Source organism: Polaribacter sp. AHE13PA (genome assembly GCF_019278505.1).
Taxonomy (GTDB): Bacteria; Bacteroidota; Bacteroidia; order Flavobacteriales; family Flavobacteriaceae; genus Polaribacter.
Window position 1 is genome coordinate 1,864,560 of sequence record NZ_CP058985.1, and the last position, 24,944, is coordinate 1,889,503.

Consider the following 24,944-nt stretch of genomic DNA (forward strand, 5'->3'; position numbering starts at 1 on the left):
TTATTTTTGTGAAATGCAGCAAAAAATAGTCTTAATAGGTGGACCTGGAACAGGAAAAACTTCCGTTATAAATGAATTAACAAATAGAGGGTATTTTTGTATGCCTGAAATTTCTAGAGAAGTAACCTTAGAAGCTCAAAAAAAAGGAATCGATCAACTGTTTTTAACAGAACCTTTATTATTTAGCAAAATGCTTTTAGAAGGCAGAGAAAAACAATTTTTAGAAGCGAATAAAAGCGAGCAAGAACTAGTTTTTTTTGATAGAGGAATTCCGGATGTTCATGCATATATGGATTATTTTAAAACCGACTATCCAGCAACATTTTTCGAAAAATGCAATCTTTATAAATACACTAAAATTTTTCATTTCTCTCCTTGGAAAGACATTCATACAACTGATAACGAGCGTTATGAATCTTTTGAAGAAACCACCGAAATAGACCGGTTTTTAATGAAATCTTATACTGATTTAGGGTACGCAATAATTAATGTTCCTTTTGGCTCTTTAAAAGAAAGAACAGATTTTGTTATAAATTCGCTTGCTTGCGAATTATGATTTCGCCAAAAGAAATATTAAAAAAATATTGGGGCTTTTCTGAATTTAGACCCCAACAAGAAGAAATAATTACGGCATCTTTAGCGCAAAAAGATGTAATTGCATTACTGCCAACAGGTGGAGGAAAATCTATCTGTTTTCAAATTCCGGCTTTAGCACAAGAAGGTGTCTGTTTAGTTATTTCTCCTTTAATTGCTTTAATGCAAGATCAGGTAGAAAACTTAACTCAAAAAGGAATAAAAGCAACAACCATTAAATCTGGTTCTACACAAGATGAAATGATAACATTGTTTGACAATGTTAAATTCGGAGGCATCAAATTCTTATATCTTTCTCCAGAAAGGTTGCAATCTTACTTTATTCAACAGAAAATAAAAGAATTAAACGTTAATTTAATTGCTATTGATGAAGCACATTGTATTTCTGAATGGGGACATGATTTTAGACCCTCTTATAGAAACATCAATATATTAAGAGAATTAAAACCAGAAACTCCTTTTATCGCTTTAACAGCAACGGCAAACCAAAAAGTTCTTGGTGATATTGAAAAAAACCTTGAATTAAAAGAACCACAACTTTTTAAAAAATCTTTTTATCGAGAAAATTTAGCGTATCAAATATTTACGATTGAAGATAAATTACAACGCTTACTTCAAATATTTACAAAAACGAAAACACCTGCAATTGTTTATGTCAATTCTAGAAAAAAAACAGCTCAGATAGCCTCATTTTTAAATGCAAATAATTTTAAAAGTTCCTTTTACCACGCTGGATTATCATCCGTAGAAAAAAATATTTCTTTTGAAAATTGGATGACAGAAAAAACACCCATTATAGTGGCTACAAATGCCTTCGGAATGGGAATTGACAAAGCAAATGTTGGTTTGGTTATTCATTTAGACTTGCCTACAAGCATCGAAAATTACGTACAAGAAACTGGTAGAGCAGGTAGAAGTGGTAAAAAATCGTTTGCCGTTTTATTGTATAACAAAAGTGATGTTTTATTATTTAAAGAACGCTTAGAAAAAACATTATTAAGCATCTCTGAAATTAAAGAAATCCATAGAAAATTGTATCAATATTTTAGAATTTCTTTAGGCGAATTAAGCGAAGAATCTTATTCTTTTAATCTTTTAGAGTTTTCTAAAAAGTATAATTATTCCGTATTAAAAGTAGATACTGCTCTTAAAATATTAGCTAATAACGGAATTATAGAAATTAGCAATCAGTATAATAAAAAATCTACGTTGCAGTTTATTGTGAACAGTAAAACGGTTTTAAATTATTTGGACAAAAATCCTATAATTAAAAATTTTACTAACTCTATATTAAGAACCTATGCGGGTCTATTTGAGGAGGAAGTTAAGATTGATGAATTTTTTATCGCTAAAAAATCTGGTTTAACCACCAATCTTGTTTTAACAAATTTTCAACGTTTAGAAAAGGATAATATAATTGCTTACAAACCCGTAAAAAATGATGCAGAACTCTTATTTTTAGTACCACGGGAAGATGATTATACTATAAATAGGTCTTCTAGAGAAATGAAGCAATTCATCCATCAGAAAAAACAAAAATCTGAAGATTTAATTGCTTTTGTAAATAACAATTCCGTTTGTAGAAGTAATCAGGTTTTAAGTTATTTTGATGAAATAAAAACAGAAAAATGTGGCATTTGCGATGTTTGTATTTCAGAAAACAGAAAGCCTACCAAAACTTTATCATCAGAAATAATACTACTTTTAAAGAATAATCAATTTTTATCATCCCAAGAAATTAGTGCTTCTTTAGTAGCAGATGAAAAAGACATTTTAATACATTTGCGACAACTATTAACAGATGATAAAATAAAAATTAATCATCAGAATAAATACCAATTAATCCACTAATTATGAAAGACATGCGTATTGTTTTTATGGGAACTCCAGATTTTGCTGTTACTATTTTAAAGCATTTGGTAGAAAATGATTATAATGTAGTTGGTGTTATTACAGCAGCAGACAAACCAGCAGGAAGAGGAAGAAAGTTAAATGAATCTGCAGTAAAAAAATATGCAACTTCGGTAAATTTGCCAATTTTGCAACCTCCCAACTTAAAAAACGAAGATTTTAATATAGAATTAAAAAATTTAAATGCTGATGTACAAATTGTAGTCGCTTTTAGAATGTTGCCAAAAGTAGTTTGGCAAATGCCCAAATATGGTACTTTTAATTTACACGCTTCTTTATTACCAGAATATAGAGGTGCAGCACCAATACATTGGGCAATTATAAATGGAGAAACTAAAACGGGTGTAACCACTTTTTTTATTGATGATAAAATTGATACTGGAGAAATTATCTTACAAGAAGAAATAGCGGTTTCAGAGACAGAAACAGTTGGTACATTACATGACAAGTTAATGTTTTTAGGAGCCGATTTAGTTGGTAAAACTATAGACTTAATTGCTACAGAAAAAGTAACCACTACAAAACAACCAGATTTAGAAGAAAAATCTGCTTCTAAATTAAATCCTGAAAATTGCAGAATAGATTGGACAGATTCTTTAGACAACATCTATAATAAAATTAGAGGTTTAAACCCTTTTCCAGCAGCTTGGACTATCATCAAAAATGGAGAAGATGAAATAACAGCAAAAATCTATGCCATTAGAAAAGAAATTGAAGAAGAAGCTCATGATTTTGAAATTGGTAAAATAATTACTACTAAAAAAGAATTAAAAGTAGCTGTTCATGGCGGTTTCATTATTATTGATGAAATAAAACTATCTGGAAAGAAAAAAATGGATGCAAAAAGTTTATTAAATGGCTATAATTTTTCTTCTGAGGCGAATGTCTTCTAAAGCCTTTATCCGTAGGGTTTTTACAGATTTTCGTTATTTCCAACTACCTTTATTAACAATTTACACATATTTATTAACAAAAAGGTGCTTTTTTTGCACTCAAATTTGCGTAAACCCTTAATCCATCTATATTTGTTAAGCTATTAAGCAAAAAATATACAATTAATTTTAAAAAATTTATTTATTATGAACAAGTCAGATTTAATCGATGCAATGGCTGCTGATGCAGGAATTTCTAAAGTAGCAGCTAAAGCGGCATTAGAATCTTTTACAGACAATGTAACTTCTGCTTTAAAAGGTGGTGATAAAGTTGCATTAGTTGGTTTCGGTACATTCTCTGTTTCTAACAGAGCTGCTAGAACTGGTAGAAATCCTCAAACAGGAAAAACTATAGAAATTGCTGCTAAAAACGTAGCTAAATTTAAAGCTGGAGCTGGTTTAAGCGACGCTGTAAACTAAAACATATAGTTTTAAAGTATATAAAAGCTCTCTTTTTTAAGAGGGCTTTTTTTTATGAAAATTTTTATTATATTTAACATAACTATTTTAAATCAAAAATTTGAAACTAAATAAAGGTAAATTATTAATTGCAGAACCAGCTATTTTAAACGATAGCGCCTTTAATAGAACTATCGTCTTATTAACAGAACACACCTCTAGTAATTCTGTTGGCTTTATCTTAAATAGACCTTTAGATTATACTATTAATGATTTGTTACCAGAAATTGACTGTAATTTTCCAGTATATCAAGGTGGTCCTGTAGAGCAAGATAACTTGTACTTTGTACATAAAGTACCACAACTACTTCCGGATAGTATAGAGGTTGCTAACGGAATATTTTGGGGAGGAAGTTTTGAGTGTTTAAAGGATTTGTTAAACACTGACACCTTAAAAGCATCTGATATTCGTTTTTTCTTAGGATATTCTGGCTGGGAAAAAGAACAACTAGACCAAGAAATGAATCAAAATTCATGGTTTGTAGGTGACAATGATTTCGAAAATATTTTTTCCATGGACGATGAAAGCCTATGGAAAAATAAATTACTACAAAAAGGAGGCAATTATAAGCTTTGGGCAAATGCCCCCAGTGATTTTAATTTAAATTAAACACCCGTAATTTGTAATACTTTTAAATTACCTGCTATTTTCTTTCCAATCTCTGTAGTAAATACTTTTTTCTTATATCCAGTTACTGGTTGTACACCAATTATTGCATTTGTAATAAACACTTCATCTGCTTTTTGTATTTCAAAAGGAGATATTGAAGTTTCCTCTAACGTAAAATCTTTGTTTTTAGATAAAATTTCAATTACCTTATTACGTACAATCCCTTTTATACAACCTTCTGAAAGTGCTGGCGTTTTAATAACATTTCCTTTAATTACAAATATATTTCCATTTGTAACTTCTACTACTCCCTTTTTTTCATTTAATAAAATACAATTGTCTAAATCATTTTCGTCAGCAAAAATACTTGCCAAAGTATTCAGCATTCTGTTATTGGTTTTTATGGTTGATAAAAGCCCAGAATAATTATAAAAATCTTTATAAACATCTAAAGAATAAGATTCTTTTGTCTGATAAGAACTTTCCGAAGCTTCTATAGTGTAATCTATTTTATTAGTTTTAGGAGTGTACAAACCACCGTCTTTTCTAAAAACATTTAAACGAACTCTATATGTATTTGCAGATCCTTGGGACGCAACAGTTTTTAAAATTTCTTGTTCTAAAAACTCTAAAGTAAACTCCATAGGAATTCTCATACGCAACATTCTCATAGAGGCCATTAATCTAAAATAATGATCTTCCCAAAAAACCACTTTTTTATGCATCACTTTTACAGATTCAAAAATGGCGTCACCATATTTAAAAGCTCTATTTTCTGATGATAATTTTATATTTTCAGGATCTATTAACGTTCCATTAAAGTTAATCATAAATACATTTTTTTTAGCCTTGCGAAATTAATGCTTTTTAAAATATTTTAGCATAAAAAAACTCAACAATAATGTTGAGTTTTATATTTTAATTATATGTGTTAAACCACAAAGAATACAAAGTTTTAACAGAATAATACTATTACCCAATAAAGGCTAAAACTTAAGCACCAATAGTGTGTCTTAATTCATCAATTTGATTTTCCCAAAGTTGTTTAGACTCCTCTACTTCATCTTCATCATCAGCAAAATCTGTAATAACTAAAGAAACATCTTTAGTTAATGCATCAACTTGAATCTTAATTTCAAAATAACTATCATCTCCTTCACTCTCTACCCACTTAAAACGGATTCTATCATCTGTTTTTTTTGTTATCAATTCAGCAATTTCTTCTTCTCCCTCCCAAGTAAAGCTATATTCTTTACCTCTAGAGTTTACTTTATCTGCAAACCATTCTTGCAAATTAGAAGGTGATGAGATGTACTGATACAACATGTGAGGCGATGCGTGAATAGCTATTTCTAGTTCGAATTTTATTTTATCCATTATTATTTTCTTAGGTTGACAATATAGTTATTAATTCTTTTTAAAAAAAATTTAAAACAGTTCTTGCCAGTTTGTAAAATTCTACTATATTTGCAGCCTCAAAACAATGGCGAGGTAGCTCAGTTGGTTAGAGCGCAGGATTCATAACCCTGAGGTCACGGGTTCAAATCCCGTTCTCGCTACTATTTTAAATCAATAAAAAACAACAGTTTAGGTCTCTAAACTGTTTTTTTATGCAATCAATTTACCATTACCTTACCCTAACAACAGAAATTGAACACGATTTTGAACACGATTCTAAAGTTTTAAACCTTTTTTCTTCCCCAAAAATCTATACAGCAAAAGGAGATTTATCTAAGCGATGGTACATCTATTTTTCCTTCAGAAATCCAAAAACAGGGAAATTGGAACGAATGGCAAATGTATATGGTAAAGTAAACCAATACAAAACCAAAGAGAATAGAATGAGCATCTTGTCTTCTTATAGAAAAAACTTGTTGTTTTTACTAAAACAAGGCTTCAATCCTTTCATAGATAACTCCGAGTTGTATGAGCAGTTGAAAAATCACACTGTTGATATAGAACTAGAAGAAACTCTTAAAGAAGAAGCAATATCTCCATCAAAAATAAACGAATCTGTAAAAAATGCTGTAAAGGAAGCCCTAGATGAAAATATGATTACTTCACTTTTAGAAAATGTAATTCTAAAGGGAGACTTATCTAAAACAACCAAAAAACCTATAAAAAACAACCAAAAAGAAATTCACAAAAAAGAACAAAATACTGGGAATAAGAATCAAGAAGAAATGTCTATTGTAAAAGCTTTTGACTTTGCTCTAAGCTTAAAAGAAAAGGCAGTAAGTAGTGGAACGTTAAAAGATTATAAAAGAAAAGCAAAACTTTTTATTATTTGGATGGAAGAAACGCATCCAACCAAAAAGAATATAAGAGAAATTTCTAGAAAAGATTTATTAGATTATTTTAATGGAATTGTTTTAAAAACAAGCGCAAGAAATCGTAATAATTACAGAACAGAATTAGGAAGTATCTTCCAAGTATTAAAAAATAATGAATTGGTTGCTGAAAACTATATTCAATCAATTCCTGTATTAAAATCCAAAACAGAAAGAAATAAGGTTTACACATTAAAAGAGCAACAAAATATATTTGAATATTTAGAAAAACAAGATCAACTATTATTACTATTCATAAAATTCGTTTCTTATAGTTTCATTAGACCTATTGAGGTTTGTAGAATAAGAATTAAGGACATTAATTTAGAAACTAAAACCGTTCAATTTAAGGCTAAGAATAGCCCTTTAAAAACAAAAATTATTCCTAGTATTTTATTTGATGAATTACCAGATTTATCAAAGTTAGATAAGGAATCCTTTTTATTTACTCCAGAAACAATTGGAGCTTTCTGGGATGCAAATGAAACTAATAGAAGAGATCATTTTTCTAAAAGATTTAGAAAAGTTGTAAAAGACCATTTTAAATTGAATGAAGATTATGGAATTTATAGTTTTAGACATACCTTTATCTCAAAATTATATAGAAAACTGAGAGAAAATGCTTCTCCTTTTGAAGCTAAGAGTAATTTAATGCTGATTACAGGACATAAATCAATGAGTGCATTGGAAAAATATTTAAGAGAAATTGATGCAGAGTTGCCAGAAGATTACTCAAAATTATTTAAGTAAAAAATGAGCAAAGAAACTAGAAAAGTAAATGTAATTTATCAGGAGTTTAGAAAGAGGGTATTTTACCCTCTTTTACTCAATTCCCCAAAATTCTATTTCGAACACTTAATTGAACAAGTACAAATCTAACAAATAGAATGGGTGTTTGATGTTTTGATATTAGCAAGAAAGAAAATGGATATTGTTTTTATTGATGATAAAGATGAATCACAAGAAATTTTAAATAAACGGAGTCTTTTAAACGAAAACTTGTTTGATTTAGTAGACTGTCAAATAGAACTCAAACCTGATTAATTTTTCTTTTTTACCTAAAAAACTGCTATAACAATACCCAATATGTTACCTAATAATACTATTGCTTAGCTCGAACTCACGCTATTTAACAACTTTTTTATAACTCCATAATAGTATAAAAATCGTGTGCAATTATTTTACATTGCCTATATTAGGCGTTAATTATACGTAAAATTAACGCATAATTCAACTATAGATATACTTAAATTCATAATTATTTTTAATGAAAATAAAGAGTATTATATAAAACAAAAATTTAAACTAAAGACTTTTCAAAGCATCCAACTCCACTCCTATCACAAATAACATTAGTGTAATACAAGTTTGTAATACAAAACTTGATTTGTGTTACAAGTATTTTATCAATCCATTTAAAGTATCTCCTCCATATTTTGATAATGATTTTTCTTGGAAAAATCGAGATAATGTAACTAACTATAGTTTTACTCCCAATAAATACAAATCATTGCTTACAACTTACCATACATTTAAATACAGAAGTATAATTTGATAATTAAGAAAAATATTTGAATTATCTAAAAAAGACATTGTATATATCTTTACATTACACTCGAATCAAAAATCGACGAATTAAATCTATTAAAGCACAAAGCTACATACTTCTTATTTATTTTATTTTCAATACATTAGATAATTATTTAGCTATGAAATCTATTATTTTACTTCCTAACATTCATAAGAGTTCAAATATTGTTATGATTAATTTTCCTTTTGATCAGGAAATAAAAAATCATTTAAAATTATTACCCGAGGTACAATGGAGCCAAAATTTGAAATCTTTCTACATTAAAGATTCTTCAAGTAATAGGAGTTTATTATATAACCATATTCGACTAAAAAAATGGTTTGTTAATTATGAAAAACTTAAAAAAAAAGTTATACCTCCGTCAGAAGAAATCTACAAATTGGTCTTACCTGCTTTATCTATCGACTTAACTTCAGAATTAAAAAAGTTTAAAAGGTGGTTGCAACAAAAAAGATTAAGTGAGAATACTGTTAATACTTATGTGGAAGTAACTGCATACTTTCTTCGTTATGGATTACTAAAAAAAAATGAAGATTATTCAATAAAATTAATTGAACAGTTTAACTATGACTTTATATTTAGAGCAAACAGATCCGTATCCTATCAAAATCAATGCATTAATGGAATCAAAAAATTTCTTTTTTTTAAAGGTATAGAAATTAATTTATTAAATATTGAAAGACCTAAGAAAGAAAAGAAATTACCAGCAGTTTTAAGTGTTGCAGAAATTAAAGCCATATTTAATAATCTTACAAATCTAAAGCATAAAACATTATTAAGTCTTCTTTATTCTGGTGGACTCAGAATTGGGGAAGCATTAAATTTAAAAGTTGATGATATTGATAGCAAAAGAATGTTAATTCATATTAAGCAAGCTAAGGGAAAAAAAGACAGGTATACTTTGCTCTCGTATTCTTTTTTAATACTTCTTAGAGAGTACTATTTAGCTTATAAACCTAAAGTTTTTCTTTTTGAAGGGCAAAATGGACATAAATACAGTGGTGCCAGTGCTCAAGCTGTGTTAAAAAAAGCATTGATAAATACTAAAATTACAAAAAAGGTTACATTACATACTTTAAGACACTCTTTTGCAACACATTTATTAGAAAATGGAACAGATATTAGGTATATACAAGAATTATTAGGTCATAGTAGCCCAAAAACGACAATGATATATACTCATGTTACAAAAACTAGTCTTAAAAATATTAAAAATCCTTTTGATGAATTGTAGGAATAAATTACTTTTAAAGAATCATATTCAATGTATAAATATAATCATAAAACTTCAGCATATAAACCCAATTAAGAGATATATACTGATATAACATAAGCATATAAACAAGTTACCCAACATTAACCACTCAACTCAAAACTGAAAGAAAAATTGAAAGCTGAATTTATTAATCAACCAACTTCTGGACAATATGAGGAAAAAATTTTTGACTTAAATACAGTTTGGAAAAGTCAAATTTGGAGTTGGACAAAATTCGTAACAAAAAGTGGATTTGAATGGGTAGGAATGTTTCGTGGAGAACAGAAAAGAATTGCAATTGCGGAAAAAATTAATCAAACAGGAATTCTAACAAGTGACGGACTTTATATTTTAGATATTGAGGAAAAAGAAATCCTATATTTTGACCAAAAAGTAGAATATGGAGAATTAGCTGAAATCCCAACAAAAGATAAATTCATTGTTTCGGAATTTGGCGAAATCGGAATAATTGACGAAAATTTTAAAATAAAGTATTTAAATCTTGAATTTGAGATTGAAAATATTGTGTTTGGAAAATATGAGGAAAAAAGATTGAAAATAAACTTTGAGAAACTACCTAATTATGAAATAATAGATGGCTTTTTAAATACTGAAAATTGGAAAATAGAAATGAAATAAAAAAACGTTGGGTAACACCGTATATAATTTATTGCTGGCTTGTCGCCTACTTACGAAAGTCCTCGCGGACTTTGAACTGCTCCCAAAAAGTTAGACACTATTTGAGGGTATTATTATGGGAAGAAAAGTCAAGTATGATTACGCATTTAAACTTCGATGTGTAAAGCAAGTTTTAAAAAATAACCAAACAGTTGAAGATGTGTCTAAGTTATATGGTTGTCATCATACAACCCTTCATGATTGGATTCGATTTTATGAAAAATATGGTAAAAAAGCACTATTACCAAGAAAAACAAAAGTGTATAGCATTCCTTTTAAACTTAAAGTTTTAAAAGCTATTGACAAAGATTCATTATCTTTCAGTCAAGCTTGTTTAGAATTTAATATTCCTACAAAATCTGTAATTATGAAGTGGCAACGTAATTATAAAAAAGAGGGTATTATAGGCTTAAACATTAAACCTAGAGGTAAACCAAAATCTATGCAATTTAAGAGGGCTAAAAAAAAGTCTAATAAACCTTTAACAAGAGAAGAGGAACTTTTATTAGAAAATGAATCATTACGTGCAGAACTGGACTTGCTAAAAAAGTTACAGGCCTTAATTCAACAAGAGCAAAACAAAAAGCAAAAGCCATAACAGAATTAAGGCATAAGTATGATTTAGATATTTTATTATATCATATGAACATGGCAAGAAGTAGTTATTATTATCATCATAAAAGAAGTCTTATAGTTGATAAATATAAAGAGATAAAACTATTGATTCATCAAATATATCATCGTCACAAAGGAAGATATGGTTATAGAAGAATCTCTTTAGAAATCAACAAAACAGGAACTCTAATAAATCATAAAACAGTACTCAAGTTAATGCGTGAATTAGGTTTAAAAAGTTTAGTCAGAACTAAAAGATACAAGTCTTATAAAGGGCAAATAGGGGAAACAGCTCCTAATATATTACAACGAAATTTTAAAGCTATTAGGCCAAATAAAAAATGGGCTACCGATATTACAGAATTTAAAGTTTTAGGAAAAAAACTATATCTATCTCCAATAATTGATCTCTTTAATAGAGAAATAATAAATTATCAATTATCTGAAAAACCTGATTTTAAACAAGTAGCTATTATGCTGAAAAAGTCTTTTAAGAAAATACCAGATCAAACAAATTTAATATTACATTCAGATCAAGGATGGCAGTATCAAATGAAACAGTATCGAAGATTATTAACAGAAAAAGGAATTACTCAGAGTATGTCTCGTAAAGGAAATTGTTTAGATAACGCTGTGATAGAAAATTTCTTCGGTATTCTAAAATCTGAATTGTTTTATATAAATAAATACAAGTCGATATCTCAATTAAAAAAAGAGATTAAAGTGTATATAAAATATTATAATAATGAGAGAATTAAACAAAATTTAAAGGGAATGAGCCCGATTGAATATCGAGCTAATTATTATCAAAATTAATTATAAATTTGTCTAAACATTTGGGTGCACTTCACTTTCTATCTGTGTTTTATTTACTAACTTTAGTGCTTAAAACACGCAACTAATCATACACAACAACGTTACCTGTAAGCTAAAAAAAATCTCGAACTGAATGAAATTCAATCTTCTTATATTATTAATTCTAATTAATTTTGATATAAATGGACAAGATTCAATTCGTACATACAAAATTGAAAGTAAAACTTTTGAAATAGAGAAAAAATATGCAATTCAGGAAATAATAATTAGCTCTGATTCGACATATATTCACCTGAATTATAGATTAGATGAGAAATCTCAAAGAAAGAAATATAGAACTTATAAACCAGAAGAAACAAAAGGAAAATTCCGAAAAATAGGAGATTATTATTTATTTAGACCTTTCAATCAAACTTTTGAAGTTGGAAAATATAAGATAACTGAAAAATGTATTACTTATTATTATCCTTGGAAAAAAAATAAATTTAAAAAAGGAGCAAAATTCAAAAGAGTTGAAAAATTATAAAAATCAATATAATTTGAAATTATATAAACCAGTTTTTTCAATTGTCATAATAATAATTCAACTGATTTTTTCTCTTAAAGATTATTATGAACTTCAAGAATGGAGAAAAGCAAATCCTGAACTTGATTCACTAATAAATTTAGTTATTCATTATGACACGCTTTTTATATTTGTCTTACTAATCGGAATTTATGAAATGCTGACAAAACCGAGTTTAAATAAAAAATTGATTCGATTAATTTTAGTCTTTATTGTTTTTGGTTATCATTTTTCTGGACTTATTCCTATCAAAGATTTTAAATACGGAATTTATAATACTGCTTGGTTTTTAGGATTTTCAGCATTCGTTTTAATTTTAGTAAAAATAACGAAATATCTAATTGAAAAAATAACAAGTAGAAAGTTGAAATAAAGCCTACAGGTAACACCGTATAAACTTTATTGCTGGTTTTAGCTCACTTGGGAAATTCCTTCGGAATTTCGCCGTTCGTGTTTTATTTACTAAATTCACTGCTTAAACCACGCAACAAAGCTTATACAACAACCTTGTAAGTAAGCTGAAAAACAATCGAAATATGAAAAACATCGGAATTTATTTAATTTTGATTTTATTAATAACATCCTGTAAGAAAGATTTTGAAATAAATATAACTCCGAAAAAAATATCTAAAAAGAAATTTAAAACAATTATAAAAACGAATTTTCCTGAAAATACTATTTTTTCAATTACAGTTGAGAGATTATATCAACGAAAAAACAACCCAAATATTTATGGCGGAACACATTTTTTCTCAAGGGAGTTTCCTGTAAAAAACGGAGAAATTGAATTTTCTTTTGAAGTTAATGACAAAGAATGGATTAAATACTATAATGAACATCGAGAAGATGATAAAAGAAACGAATTCCCAAATAAGGAATTAACCGAAATAGATTTTAAATTTATAAAAGATTCATTAGAAATTTCAGTTTTTTACAATCCAATTTTTGAAAGAGACGAAAATGTTAAGAAAATAATTGGAGAAAATGGAAAAAATTTAAGCGGAAAAGGAACAATAGAATTAGAAAACGAAAAAATATTCAGAATAACGAAAAGCATTTATAGTAAATTCGAAAAGTAAGCCTACTTACAACACCGTATAAACTTTATTGCTAGTTTTAGCTCACTTGGGAAATTCCTTCGGAATTTCTCCGTTCGTGTTTTATTTAGTAAATTCATTCCTTAAACTACGCAACAAAGCTTATACAACAACGTTGTGTGTAATTTAAAAAATGTACTTTCCTGAAATAGGTTGACTAAAAATTAAACACTTAATTATAGTCACTTATGAAAGCTCAAAAACAACCCTGGCGAAAAAAAACGTACGAAAAAGCAACTTTAGAACTCAAATTATTCGTCGTTGACCAAATTCAGAATGGACAGATTTCCACAAACTTTGCTTCCAAAAAATATGACGTTCCTAGAACTACAATTGGGTATTGGATCAAAAAATATAGTACTTTAGTCCAACAAAATACAGGTATAAGTAAATTAGATGAGATTAAAAAACTAAAGGAACGTATTGAAGAATTGGAGTTTGTAAAGGAATTTCAACAAGATATTATTGCTGACATGGAAATCATTACTGGAGTCGATTTGTCAAAAAAGTCGTTGCCCAAAACATTAGCGAAAGAGATAGAACTAAAAAAGAAAAACCGTTTAAAAGAAAATGGTTCTATGAGTGTTTTGGGATTAGTAAACAAGCTTTCTACAAAAGACTCAAAACCCAAGAAAACAAACGACTAAACGATGAAAAAGTCATCGAAATGATACAGGAATATCGAAAATTAGTTGGTATGAGAACTGGCGGAATTAAGTTATATGATGAACTTAAACAAGACTTTATAAAACAAGGTATTAAAATAGGTAGAGACAAGTTGTACGATGTGTTAAGGCTTCACAATTTACTTGTTCCTAGGCTTAAAAACTATGTAACAACAACAAACTCTAATCATCAATTTAGAAAATATAAAAACCTAATTAAAGACCAAGTTCCTACTCGACCAGAACAACTATGGGTAAGCGATATAACATACATTAAAACAGACAATGGACACAATTACCTAGCAATCGTTACAGATGCATATTCTAAGCAAATTATGGGCTATAAATTAGATAACAACATGAAGACATCACTTTGTTCAGAAGCGCTAGAAATGGCTATTAAAAATAGAAAATACCCTGATAAAAAATTAATACATCATTCTGACAGAGGTTTTCAATACTGTAACCCCAAATACACAGCATTCGCAGAAGAAAATGGAATAATGATGAGCATGACAGAACAATATGATCCTTATGAAAACGCAATTGCAGAGCGAATTAATAGAACTTTAAAATATGAATATGGACTTAGAAATTGCATTAAAAACACTGCCATTGCTCAAGAAGTAACAAAACAAGCAGTATTTATTTACAACAATTTAAGAACCCATTTTAGCTTAGAATTAAGAAAACCAGCTGAAGTACATTTAAATCCAAACATCAAATACAAATCATATCGAAGAAATAATGTAAATTTGACTGAACTAACAATTTGAAAACAAAACTAGTTCAAAATATTTTTTGCCTTCTAAACGGCTAAAAAAATCTTTTGAACGGTATAAATTAACCTAAAAAAAGGTCAACCTATATCAGTATAATACACTACAGAACTTTTAGAAATGTAATTGAAAAATCTATTCTTGAAGAATATACTAATCATTCAAAAACAAAGTATAATAAAAGTTATAAAGGAGTATCTAAAAAAGCCATAGAAACTAGAAAGGAAATTTCGTTTTTAACAACTTCTCTTATTTTCAAATCAATTCAAGGAGAATATAATGGGCATCCTTTTGATTCAGAAAGATTATCAAAAATGCTTAAGGATTATCGTGAAAACAACAACTTAGAGAGTAAATCATTTACGCCAATTATAGTCAGCCCTCCTCTACTTAAAGACCAATTTATTATACATTATTTTAATAGTAAAAATATTATATTAAAACTTTTAGCAAGTAAAAAAAGTAAATTAGTAAGTGAAGTAAATTTAAAAAGAGGAAATGGAGATATTTTTGATTTTACTTATGATTATGATAATGAGTTTGAACTTGTTGAAATAAATGATTCTCAAACTGAAATTTACAACTCTAAAGAAAATTTTGAAATTGTTAATGAGCTTATAATTGCTAGTAATCATTCTTCAATAATAATCAAAAATGAAGTTGCAATTGAAACCTTAAAACAAATAAATGAAAGCTTAAAAACAGAAACAGAAGATGAATTTTTAGTTGATGGAATATAAAGCCTACTGCCAACACCCTGTATAATTAATGGCTAGTTCTCGTCTACTTACGAAAACCCTCGCGGATTTTCTATTCAGTTTTTATTTACTTAATTAGGTACTTAAAAACGCCACTAATCATACACAACAACGTTAGCTGTAATTGAGTAAAAATTTTGTAAAATGAAACAAAACCCTACTATCTACAAAATAAAACCTCAATATCCAATTGATGATGTTTTTCAAAAGATTTCTGAACAATTACATTTTAATGGAAAGATTTTCACAAGTAAGGACTTAGAATTTGAAGACTATGAAGGAAAATTAATCGTAATTGAATCCGATGAAAAATCATCTGAATGGGCTACATTTTTTCCTGAGGAATTTGTTGAGGGACTTACATTAACATACAAAATGCCTTCTTTATTATTTTTAATAAACACCATAAATGGAATATATGCTATAGTTGGTGGAGGTTTTTATAAATATGTAATTCCATATTTAGATACTTCATTTGGATTAAACACATACTCTAGAATAATGAATCCCACAAGAGATGAAATCATTACAATTAAGACTAGAGGTGTGACAGGAATGAGAGCTGGAATGTCTGAACAATTCAAAGACAATTACAGAATAATGGATTATATTAAATTCGGTAAAATTCCAACCGAATTAAAAATTAAACTAGCTAATGAAACTGTAGACTTATATTTTAGTGAATTTATAAACAATAGATCTCCATATATTATACTTAATATATCTAGTGGATTTAATATTAATAAAAAACTAAACTATACAGAATTAGAGTTATTAATTTCAATATTAATTCACATAGAACAACTTCCTCCAAATGATTTTTTTAGTTCCTACAAGGAAATTACAGATGCAAGACAGATTTCAACTTCTCTAAAACCTGCATTAATTAATGAATTATTTAACAAACGAGCAGGTATATTAAACAATGAAATTTCTCTTTTTGACATTTGTTATCCCAATAAAATTGAAGATTTTTATAGTGCCGATGAATACGAAATAAAGCTAAAAAAAGAAGCTAGAAAATATATAACTATAGATAGAACTACAAATAAAAGTGAAATTTTAAAAATTATTCTCAATTATTTAAATGAAAATGGTTTTGATAATAACTTAAATGATTTTAGTAATAAAATCTACAACATGTATATAAGAACGTTTAAAAACGAGAATAATACACCAATTCTTAATACTGCACTAATCTATCATCTTAACACAGAGCTTATCATACCACATTTAGGAACATTCATATACCTAGATTCAAAATGGTATAAGTTACGTGAGAATTTTATTAATGAAATGAATACAAGATGTTTAGAAATATTTAATATAAGTGGCTTAAATAATGAAATTTTAAATGAAACTTGGGATATGGGAGAACGTAGAAAACGTTCAAGAGAAGATGTCTATAATGACAAATACCTAAAACCAAATTATTTAGTCCTAGACAAAATAATAATTGACTCAATTGAATTAGCAGATATAATTCATATAAAAGAAGGAGTCTTATACCTATGTCATGTGAAATATGGCTTTAGCACTGAATTACGTGAATTATATAGCCAAATAATATCATCTGCTAGAAGACTTAAAAACGATTTGAAAGATGAAAACAATGAATATTTGAAAAGTATTTATAATGGTTTAGTTAATAAGGAGAGAAATAATAATCTTAGCCAAGATGAATTTATTAATCTTTTTAAAAATAATAGCATAAAGTATGTTATGTCTATAACAGGACATTTGAAAAACAGACCTTTAATAGAAAACATAAATTCATATAAATCAAATATTGCTAAACTCTCATTGATACAATGCTATACAGAAATGAGAACCGATTATTATGATTTAAATATAGAAATTATAAATAATCAAAATTGTTTTGAATAAACTGAATTAACTACAGCTAACACCGGCTAAAATTAATACGGGTTTTGTTTCTTACTCAAAGTTTTGTGTATATTTACTAAGTCGCCAAATCCTTTTTGATTTGGCTTTGTAATAAGAAAATTAAAACCAAAAAAAAGGCTTCGGCTTAGTACGTGTCTGAAAATCTTGGCGATTTTCACCCGCACTAATCCTAGCCAAAACCGTTGTAAGTAAGCTGAAAAACAATCGAAATATGAAAAACATCGGAATTTATTTAATTTTGATTTTATTAATAACATCCTGTAAGAAAGATTTTAAAATAAATATAACTCCGAAAAAAATATCTGAAAAGAAATTTAAAACAATTATAAAAACGAATTTTCCTGAAAATACTATTTTTTCAATTACAGTTGAGAGATTATATCAACGAAAAAACAACCCAAATATTTATGGCGGAACACATTTTTTCTCAAGGGAGTTTCCTGTAAAAAACGGAGAAATTGAATTTTCTTTTGAAGTTAATGACAAAGAATGGATTAAATACTATAATGAACATCGAGAAGATGATAAAAGAAACGAATTCCCAAATAAGGAATTAACCGAAATAGATTTTAAATTTATAAAAGATTCATTAGAAATTTCAGTTTTTTACAATCCAATTTTTGAAAGAGACGAAAATGTTAAGAAAATAATTGGAGAAAATGGAAAAAATTTAAGCGGAAAAGGAACAATAGAATTAGAAAACGAAAAAATATTCAGAATAACGAAAAGCATTTATAGTAAATTCGAAAAGTAAGCCTACTTACAACACCGTATAAACTTTATTGCTAGTTTTAGCTCACTTGGGAAATTCCTTCGGAATTTCTCCGTTCGTGTTTTATTTAGTAAATTCATTCCTTAAACTACGCAACAAAGCTTATACAACAACGTTGTGTGCAATACGAAAAAACCGATACTATGAAAAAAATACTATTTATTACATTCTTAATACTAATGAATATTTCTCTTTTCGGACAAGGAGAAAATAACGATTATGATATTGACTCTGAAGACCTGAAAAGTGTTTTTGAAGGACAAGGTATTCACATATTCAAATATCCTTTTGACCTTAAAAAAGGAGAGTATATATCAATAAGTTACGAAATATTTGAGAATGAAAAATTGACAGTTAAAAAACATCTTATAGAGGATTTTCAAATTGATAATGAAATAAAATTTAACCATCACATTGCTAGACAAGACACCACTATTTTTCATCGGTTCTATTTCTTTGAAAAAAATGATATTCTAACAATGAGACAGACACTTCCTGGCATAAAACCAGTTGAAAAAATTGACATATCTAAAATTGTGACAGGTAGTTTTAATTCAAAAATTAATATTCCAACGGACTTGACTAAAAAAGAAGAAATATTATTTTATTATGGAAATAAATCTAAAGGCTGGTTGGATTGCTCATCTGGAATAGCAAAAACTGATTTAATAAAACGTTATGATTTTGTGATTTTATTTTATGCAGAAAAAATAAAAAAAGAACGAACAAAAACCATACTTGAGGAATTGAAGAAATAAAAAGTACTGCACACAACACCGTGTAGTAAAAATTGCTAAATTAGTGCTTAACTAAAAGCTGTTGCATTTTTGCTCACTTCAATTTTCCTACGGAAAATAGCCGTTCACAAAAATCGCAACTTTCATTACACAAACACGTTGGCTTTAATGCGAAAGAAATCACATAAAAATGAAAAAAACATCGATTAGAAAAGATTTGTTTAGATTTCTGAAAAAACCAAATTTTGACAAACTTCAAGATGTATCAATAAAAACGAAAGTAATTATTCTATTTAAAATTTTAATTCTTACTTATATTGGACTAATTATAGCAAACTTACCTTTTCAAATTCTGAAAGAATTAAGTTTTGTATCTGAAACTACAAATAAAGTTAATGTATTTTTAGACACAATGAGGGAAAGTAAAAGTGAATTTAAACCATATTATATATTTACATCCATTTTGTTAATACCTTTGTTTGAAGAAACAGCATTTAGATTATTTCTAACAAAATTTAAACTAAATTATTTTATCATTTCAATATCTTTAATTTTAGGTGTTTTGATTAAACACTTTATGAATTTTCACTTTTGGAAACCTAAATCATATTTATTACTTGCAGTCTCATCATACATTTATATTATTATAATTAGTGCAATTATTGGATTAGTATTATGGAGAATCAAGAATCAACTAATTAGAATAGAGAAATTTTGGAATAATAATATTGGATTAATTTTTTACTCTTCAGCAATACTTTTTGCGTTATTCCACTTTATGACAACTAATTTCGACAAAGACAATCTAATATTTGCACCATTAATTCTTTTACCTTTTTTAGTTTACGGACTAACCTTTAGCTATGTTAGAATTAGACTTGGATTAATATATTCAATGACTCTCCATTTAGTTGTTTTAGGAATACTATTTGGATTACCAGAACTAATAACCTTACTGAAAAAATAATGCTCTATTAAACTAATAAATTAAATTTAAATAATAAAAATCACGAAATGAAAAAGCACTAAAGCCAACACCGTGTATAATTTATTGCTGGTTTTAGCCAATTTACGAAAGTCCTTTGTGACTTTCTTAGTTCGTGTTTTATTTAGTAACTTCACTGCTTAAAACACGCAACAAATCATACACATCAACGTTAGCCATAATTAAATAAAAATGACAGCAGAATTTGAAACTGAAATAGTAAAAACAAAGGAATTCAATAAAATCTTTATGATTGTATTTATCATTCTTTATATGATTTCAGGATTTTATATTTTTATGTATGATAAAGAGAATCAAAACATCTATTTAAAGTATTTAGCACTTGGAATTTACCTATCTGGAATTTATTTTTTATTTGGACAATCTTTTATAAAACCAAAAAAAATCGGAAAATTAAAAATCTCAACTGACAGAATTGAATTTAACGTGGATGATGATAATAAAAATATTCCACTGAACGAACTTGAAAATATTTATTTGAAATATATGGATTATGGAAGTTGGTCAACTCACTCAATTTTCGGAAACAAAAACTACTTGAGAATAACGGAAAAGTCAGAAAAAAAATATGATTTTGAAATACTTTTAAGAAATAAAAACTCAAAAAATGACCTTAAAAAAATTTTAAATAGTCCAGAGTTTTATGAAAAATTTGATTTTATGAAAGATAGAAACTCTCGAACTGAATTTTAGAAAAAAACTATGGCTAACACCGTATATAATTTATTGCTAGTTCTAGCCTACTTACGAAAATCCTCGCGGATTTTGAACTGCTCCCAAAAAGTTAGACACTATTTGAGGGTATTATTATGGGAAGAAAAGTCAAGTATGATTACGCATTTAAACTTCGATGTGTAAAGCAAGTTTTAAAAAATAACCAAACAGTTGAAGATGTGTCTAAGTTATATGGTTGTCATCATACAACCCTTCATGATTGGATTCGATTTTATGAAAAATATGGTAAAAAAGCACTATTACCAAGAAAAACAAAAGTGTATAGCATTCCTTTTAAACTTAAAGTTTTAAAAGCTATTGACAAAGATTCATTATCTTTCAGTCAAGCTTGTTTAGAATTTAATATTCCTACAAAATCTGTAATTATGAAGTGGCAACGTAATTATAAAAAAGAGGGTATTATAGGCTTAAACATTAAACCTAGAGGTAAACCAAAATCTATGCAATTTAAGAGGGCTAAAAAAAAGTCTAATAAACCTTTAACAAGAGAAGAGGAACTTTTATTAGAAAATGAATCATTACGTGCAGAACTGGACTTGCTAAAAAAGTTACATGCCTTAATTCAACAAGAGCAAAACAAAAAGCAAAAGCCATAACAGAATTAAGGCATAAGTATGATTTAGATATTTTATTATATCATATGAACATGGCAAGAAGTAGTTATTATTATCATCATAAAAGAAGTCTTATAGTTGATAAATATAAAGAGATAAAACTATTGATTCATCAAATATATCATCGTCACAAAGGAAGATATGGTTATAGAAGAATCTCTTTAGAAATCAACAAAACAGGAACTCTAATAAATCATAAAACAGTACTCAAGTTAATGCGTGAATTAGGTTTAAAAAGTTTAGTCAGAACTAAAAGATACAAGTCTTATAAAGGGCAAATAGGGGAAACAGCTCCTAATATATTACAACGAAATTTTAAAGCTATTAGGCCAAATAAAAAATGGGCTACCGATATTACAGAATTTAAAGTTTTAGGAAAAAAACTATATCTATCTCCAATAATTGATCTCTTTAATAGAGAAATAATAAATTATCAATTATCTGAAAAACCTGATTTTAAACAAGTAGCTATTATGCTGAAAAAGTCTTTTAAGAAAATACCAGATCAAACAAATTTAATATTACATTCAGATCAAGGATGGCAGTATCAAATGAAACAGTATCGAAGATTATTAACAGAAAAAGGAATTACTCAGAGTATGTCTCGTAAAGGAAATTGTTTAGATAACGCTGTGATAGAAAATTTCTTCGGTATTCTAAAATCTGAATTGTTTTATATAAATAAATACAAGTCGATATCTCAATTAAAAAAAGAGATTAAAGTGTATATAAAATATTATAATAATGAGAGAATTAAACAAAATTTAAAGGGAATGAGCCCGATTGAATATCGAGCTAATTATTATCAAAATTAATTATAAATTTGTCTAAACATTTGGGTGCACTTCACTTTCTTGGTCTGTAATTATTTACTAAATTACGTGCTAAACCACGCAACAAACCATATACAACAACGTTACCTGTAATTATGAAAAACATCCTGCTTGCCATAATATTATTTCCGATTTTGACTTATTGCCAGTCATCTAAAACTTATTTGGAATTAGTTGACGACGCAAAAACGAAGAAAAGTTCGGAACAAATTGAAAAACTGTTTATTGGAACATGGGAATTTCAAAAATTGACTGATAAAAACGGAAAAATTATTACCGAAATAAAACATTTTGTAAACGACACAATTACTGCCAATGAAGTTGTTTGGAGACCAAGTATGCGGATTGAAAAAAATGGAACTTATGAACTAATTGGTTGTGAAAATTCGGAAAATTGTGAAAGTGGAAAATGGGAATATGACTCAAAAGAAAAGGTCGTTATAATGACCTTTGACAAACCACAATACAACGTTCCGATTGACAAACTTGCGCCTGGTCTTTTGGAACAATTAAAAAAATCTGGTTCTTTAATTGAGTTTACGAAAAACGAAATAGAAATAGCGGAAATCACTCAAACGGATTTGAAAGTGTTTGAATTTTTGGAAAGTGACGGAACTGAATTTAAATATAATTTAAAAGTGTATCGGAAAAAATAACTACAGGTAACACCGTATAAACTTTATTGCTAGTTGTAGCTCACTTGGGAAATTCCTTCGGAATTTCGCCGTTCGTGTTTTATTTAGTAAATTCATTGCTTAAACAACGCAACAATGCTTATACAACAACGTTGTGCAACATATCTGAAAAAACTGAAAATTAATGACAAATCGAATTTTAACAGCTCTAGCAATAAGAATAGCTGGAATATTTTTATTTATTAAAATTTTTGACCAATTTGGTTCTTACTTTCTTTCAATTTATCTTACTACTGCAATAGGAGTATCTAAAGATTCATTAAACGAACCATTAGAAAAGTTATACTACACAGGAACATTTCTTATTTTTGCTAATATTATTGTATCACTGTATCTATTCATAAAGGCAGAATGGATTTCTAAAAAACTAATAAGAACAGATAAAGAAATAAGTACAGAATTAAATTCCAAGTCATTATCGAAAGTTATTTTAATTACTGTGGGAATTGTTTGGTTAGCTAATTCAATTTATTTATTGCCTGATTTTATAAAATATTGTGTTGAACTAATTTCAAAACTGAATGGGAATGAAAACGCTCATGTTCCTGATTTTAGCTTATCAAAATACATTTTAAGAACAATAATAGGCTTAATTTTAATATTCCGAATTGAAAAAATTTCGAATTGGATTACAAAACGAATATAAATACGTTGCACAACACCGTGTAAAAAAAATTGCTTAATTTTAGCTTAATCAAAATTAGTCGCATTTTTGTAAACTCCTATTTTCCTGCGGAAAATAGCCGTTCACTTTAAACGCAACTTTCCTTAACACAACAACGTTGGCAACTATAATGAAAAAGACACTTTTACTATCAATATTATTTTTTTCTTTTCAAATTATCTTTTCTCAAATCAATAAAGATATTTACGAATTGAATTCAATAGACAATCTTTTGACAGAAAAAGTTAAAAAAATTATTGACACTAATATTAGTAAAAAACAAACCGTCTTTCTTGGTGAGTCTGTACATTATAGTGGTTCAGATTTCCTTGCTAAAACTGAATTCATAAAATATTTGGTAATTGAACACAATTACAAAGACATCGTTTTTGAAAGTGATTTTTTTGCTTTATTATTTGAGCACGATAAACGAAATTTATATACATATTGGAGTAAATCAAATCAATGTGAAGAACTTTTCAAATTTCTTAAAGAAAATAACGTCACAATTTGGGGATTTGATAACAAATTATATTCCAGATATTCATATCTAAATTTTACAAGAAAACTATCAGAAATTCTTAAAGAAGTAGGAATTGAATTAGAAACAGAATTTACAAGACTTATTAAATTAATTATCAAGAATCAGTACAATAGCAGAAAGGAGTTATCTCAAAAAGAGGTTGACTATTTAAAAAAATATATCATAGAACTTCAAGCAAATGAAATAATTAAATCAAACAAGGTTTGGAATCAAATTTTAAAAAGTATTGAAAGTGCTATTAAACTTTATACTATAAAAGATAACAACTCTGATAAGAATAGAATTCCAATAAGAGATAAACAAATGGCTGAAAATCTTGACTTTTTAGTTAAAACTAATCCAAGCAAAAAATTTATTATTTGGCTTGCTAATGGACATATGTCAAAATCTAACAGTGAGTTAATGAAAGGAGAAACTATGGGATATCAATTTAGAGAACTAAACCCGAATAATTCTTATCATATTGCTTTCGGTTCAATAAGATTAACCGAAAGAACGGAAAAAAACATTACAAAAGCTGGAAAAAAAAGAAATAATGTTTTGTCTCTTTTGCCTTCTCTTGAAAGCAATTATTTTCTTGATTCGAAAAAAATATTATCAAAAAATATTGAATTAAAAAATAAAATTTTTAATGATATGTATATTTTCAATTTACCAAATAACAAAACAGAACTACTGAATCATTTTGACGCTCTTGTTTTTATAGCATTTGGAGAAGAAGTAAAATATGAAAAATAAATTACAGTTGCCAACACCGTGTAAAATTAATTGCTGGTTTTAG

The 24,944-nt window shown here is 27.6% G+C and carries 29 protein-coding genes and 1 tRNA gene; 28 read left to right on the plus strand and 2 right to left on the minus strand.

All coding sequences use genetic code 11. From position 1 onward, the window contains the following. The first annotated feature begins 13 nt into the window (after positions 1-13). The 5 genes from H0I28_RS08120 to H0I28_RS08140 all read left to right on the plus strand — a co-directional run bounded on the left by H0I28_RS08120 (position 14) and on the right by H0I28_RS08140 (position 4,506). Positions 14-556 carry an AAA family ATPase gene (locus H0I28_RS08120; protein ID WP_218761339.1) on the plus strand — a complete coding sequence of 181 codons (543 nt, stop codon included), beginning with the start codon at positions 14-16 and terminating at the stop codon, positions 554-556. Beyond that, positions 553-2,445 (plus strand): ATP-dependent DNA helicase RecQ, encoded by a 1,893-nt coding sequence (locus H0I28_RS08125; RefSeq protein ID WP_254712861.1) that lies wholly within the window; start codon positions 553-555, stop codon positions 2,443-2,445. The genes H0I28_RS08120 and H0I28_RS08125 overlap by 4 nt, the downstream gene beginning before the upstream one ends. 2 nt (positions 2,446-2,447) lie before the next feature. After that, positions 2,448-3,398: a methionyl-tRNA formyltransferase gene (gene fmt / locus H0I28_RS08130; RefSeq protein ID WP_218761340.1), complete on the plus strand. Its 951-nt coding sequence runs from the start codon at positions 2,448-2,450 to the stop codon at positions 3,396-3,398. Positions 3,399-3,584: 186 nt separating this feature from the next. Further along, positions 3,585-3,857 (plus strand): HU family DNA-binding protein, encoded by a 273-nt coding sequence (locus tag H0I28_RS08135; protein WP_068449845.1) that lies wholly within the window; start codon positions 3,585-3,587, stop codon positions 3,855-3,857. Between the two features lie 91 nt (positions 3,858-3,948). After that, positions 3,949-4,506, plus strand: coding sequence for a YqgE/AlgH family protein (locus tag H0I28_RS08140; protein WP_218733880.1), 558 nt, complete (start codon positions 3,949-3,951; stop codon positions 4,504-4,506). Here the strand turns inward: H0I28_RS08140 and H0I28_RS08145 are convergent. After that, complete coding sequence (locus H0I28_RS08145; RefSeq protein ID WP_218761341.1) at positions 4,503-5,336, minus strand: aminotransferase class IV; 834 nt, start codon at positions 5,334-5,336, stop codon at positions 4,503-4,505. The two genes, H0I28_RS08140 and H0I28_RS08145, sit on opposite strands and share 4 nt — an antisense overlap. A 163-nt stretch (positions 5,337-5,499) precedes the next feature. Continuing rightward, a complete protein-coding gene (locus H0I28_RS08150; RefSeq protein WP_218731032.1) occupies positions 5,500-5,883 on the minus strand; it encodes an START-like domain-containing protein in 384 nt (127 codons plus the stop codon). Positions 5,884-5,991: 108 nt separating this feature from the next. Here H0I28_RS08150 and H0I28_RS08155 point away from each other — a divergent pair. The 23 genes from H0I28_RS08155 to H0I28_RS08265 all read left to right on the plus strand — a co-directional run bounded on the left by H0I28_RS08155 (position 5,992) and on the right by H0I28_RS08265 (position 24,901). Continuing rightward, a tRNA-Met gene (locus H0I28_RS08155) sits at positions 5,992-6,065 on the plus strand. A gap of 51 nt (positions 6,066-6,116) precedes the next feature. Beyond that, positions 6,117-7,586, plus strand: coding sequence for a tyrosine-type recombinase/integrase (locus tag H0I28_RS08160; protein ID WP_218761342.1), 1,470 nt, complete (start codon positions 6,117-6,119; stop codon positions 7,584-7,586). A 601-nt stretch (positions 7,587-8,187) separates the two neighbouring features. Further along, a complete protein-coding gene (locus tag H0I28_RS17700) occupies positions 8,188-8,391 on the plus strand; it encodes a hypothetical protein (protein ID WP_368384470.1) in 204 nt (67 codons plus the stop codon). 154 nt (positions 8,392-8,545) lie between these two features. Continuing rightward, positions 8,546-9,661 (plus strand): tyrosine-type recombinase/integrase, encoded by a 1,116-nt coding sequence (locus H0I28_RS08170; protein WP_218761343.1) that lies wholly within the window; start codon positions 8,546-8,548, stop codon positions 9,659-9,661. Positions 9,662-9,814: 153 nt separating this feature from the next. After that, entirely contained in the window at positions 9,815-10,321 is a 507-nt protein-coding gene (locus H0I28_RS08175) for a hypothetical protein (RefSeq protein ID WP_218761344.1), read from the plus strand. A gap of 115 nt (positions 10,322-10,436) precedes the next feature. Further along, entirely contained in the window at positions 10,437-10,958 is a 522-nt protein-coding gene (locus H0I28_RS08180) for a helix-turn-helix domain-containing protein (RefSeq protein WP_025562376.1), read from the plus strand. Beyond that, positions 10,955-11,791, plus strand: a complete 837-nt coding sequence (locus tag H0I28_RS08185; protein WP_254712874.1) for an IS3 family transposase — start codon at positions 10,955-10,957, stop codon at positions 11,789-11,791. The genes H0I28_RS08180 and H0I28_RS08185 overlap by 4 nt, the downstream gene beginning before the upstream one ends. Before the next feature lie 133 nt (positions 11,792-11,924). Continuing rightward, positions 11,925-12,317, plus strand: a complete 393-nt coding sequence (locus H0I28_RS08190) for a hypothetical protein (protein ID WP_218761345.1) — start codon at positions 11,925-11,927, stop codon at positions 12,315-12,317. Beyond that, entirely contained in the window at positions 12,304-12,729 is a 426-nt protein-coding gene (locus H0I28_RS08195; protein ID WP_218761346.1) for a hypothetical protein, read from the plus strand. Before H0I28_RS08190 ends, H0I28_RS08195 begins: the two co-directional genes overlap by 14 nt. A gap of 163 nt (positions 12,730-12,892) precedes the next feature. Continuing rightward, complete coding sequence (locus tag H0I28_RS08200) at positions 12,893-13,435, plus strand: hypothetical protein (protein ID WP_218761347.1); 543 nt, start codon at positions 12,893-12,895, stop codon at positions 13,433-13,435. A gap of 206 nt (positions 13,436-13,641) precedes the next feature. Further along, complete coding sequence (locus H0I28_RS08205) at positions 13,642-14,100, plus strand: helix-turn-helix domain-containing protein (RefSeq protein WP_254712862.1); 459 nt, start codon at positions 13,642-13,644, stop codon at positions 14,098-14,100. Further along, positions 14,046-14,894, plus strand: coding sequence for an IS3 family transposase (locus H0I28_RS08210; protein ID WP_254712875.1), 849 nt, complete (start codon positions 14,046-14,048; stop codon positions 14,892-14,894). Before H0I28_RS08205 ends, H0I28_RS08210 begins: the two co-directional genes overlap by 55 nt. Before the next feature lie 317 nt (positions 14,895-15,211). Continuing rightward, the gene (locus H0I28_RS08215) at positions 15,212-15,637 is read left to right on the plus strand and encodes a hypothetical protein (RefSeq protein ID WP_218761348.1); all 426 of its coding nucleotides are present in this window, start codon (positions 15,212-15,214) and stop codon (positions 15,635-15,637) included. 162 nt (positions 15,638-15,799) lie between these two features. Then, positions 15,800-17,542 (plus strand): DUF6119 family protein, encoded by a 1,743-nt coding sequence (locus tag H0I28_RS08220; protein WP_218761349.1) that lies wholly within the window; start codon positions 15,800-15,802, stop codon positions 17,540-17,542. 232 nt (positions 17,543-17,774) lie between these two features. Continuing rightward, a complete protein-coding gene (locus H0I28_RS08225) occupies positions 17,775-18,317 on the plus strand; it encodes a hypothetical protein (protein ID WP_218761350.1) in 543 nt (180 codons plus the stop codon). A gap of 161 nt (positions 18,318-18,478) precedes the next feature. Further along, entirely contained in the window at positions 18,479-19,093 is a 615-nt protein-coding gene (locus H0I28_RS08230) for a hypothetical protein (RefSeq protein ID WP_218761351.1), read from the plus strand. A gap of 169 nt (positions 19,094-19,262) precedes the next feature. Next, on the plus strand, positions 19,263-20,039 hold the full coding sequence (locus H0I28_RS08235; protein WP_218761352.1) for a CPBP family glutamic-type intramembrane protease: 777 nt from the start codon (positions 19,263-19,265) through the stop codon (positions 20,037-20,039). 210 nt (positions 20,040-20,249) lie between these two features. Next, positions 20,250-20,771 (plus strand): hypothetical protein, encoded by a 522-nt coding sequence (locus H0I28_RS08240; protein WP_218761353.1) that lies wholly within the window; start codon positions 20,250-20,252, stop codon positions 20,769-20,771. A 116-nt stretch (positions 20,772-20,887) separates the two neighbouring features. Further along, complete coding sequence (locus H0I28_RS08245; RefSeq protein ID WP_218761354.1) at positions 20,888-21,409, plus strand: helix-turn-helix domain-containing protein; 522 nt, start codon at positions 20,888-20,890, stop codon at positions 21,407-21,409. Continuing rightward, on the plus strand, positions 21,406-22,242 hold the full coding sequence (locus tag H0I28_RS08250) for an IS3 family transposase (protein ID WP_254712874.1): 837 nt from the start codon (positions 21,406-21,408) through the stop codon (positions 22,240-22,242). The genes H0I28_RS08245 and H0I28_RS08250 overlap by 4 nt, the downstream gene beginning before the upstream one ends. Positions 22,243-22,355: 113 nt before the next feature. Further along, positions 22,356-22,916, plus strand: a complete 561-nt coding sequence (locus H0I28_RS08255; protein WP_218761355.1) for a hypothetical protein — start codon at positions 22,356-22,358, stop codon at positions 22,914-22,916. A 163-nt stretch (positions 22,917-23,079) separates the two neighbouring features. Beyond that, on the plus strand, positions 23,080-23,601 hold the full coding sequence (locus tag H0I28_RS08260) for a hypothetical protein (protein ID WP_254712863.1): 522 nt from the start codon (positions 23,080-23,082) through the stop codon (positions 23,599-23,601). Between the two features lie 148 nt (positions 23,602-23,749). Beyond that, the gene (locus H0I28_RS08265; RefSeq protein ID WP_218761356.1) at positions 23,750-24,901 is read left to right on the plus strand and encodes an erythromycin esterase family protein; all 1,152 of its coding nucleotides are present in this window, start codon (positions 23,750-23,752) and stop codon (positions 24,899-24,901) included. The last annotated feature ends 43 nt before the right edge of the window (positions 24,902-24,944 follow it).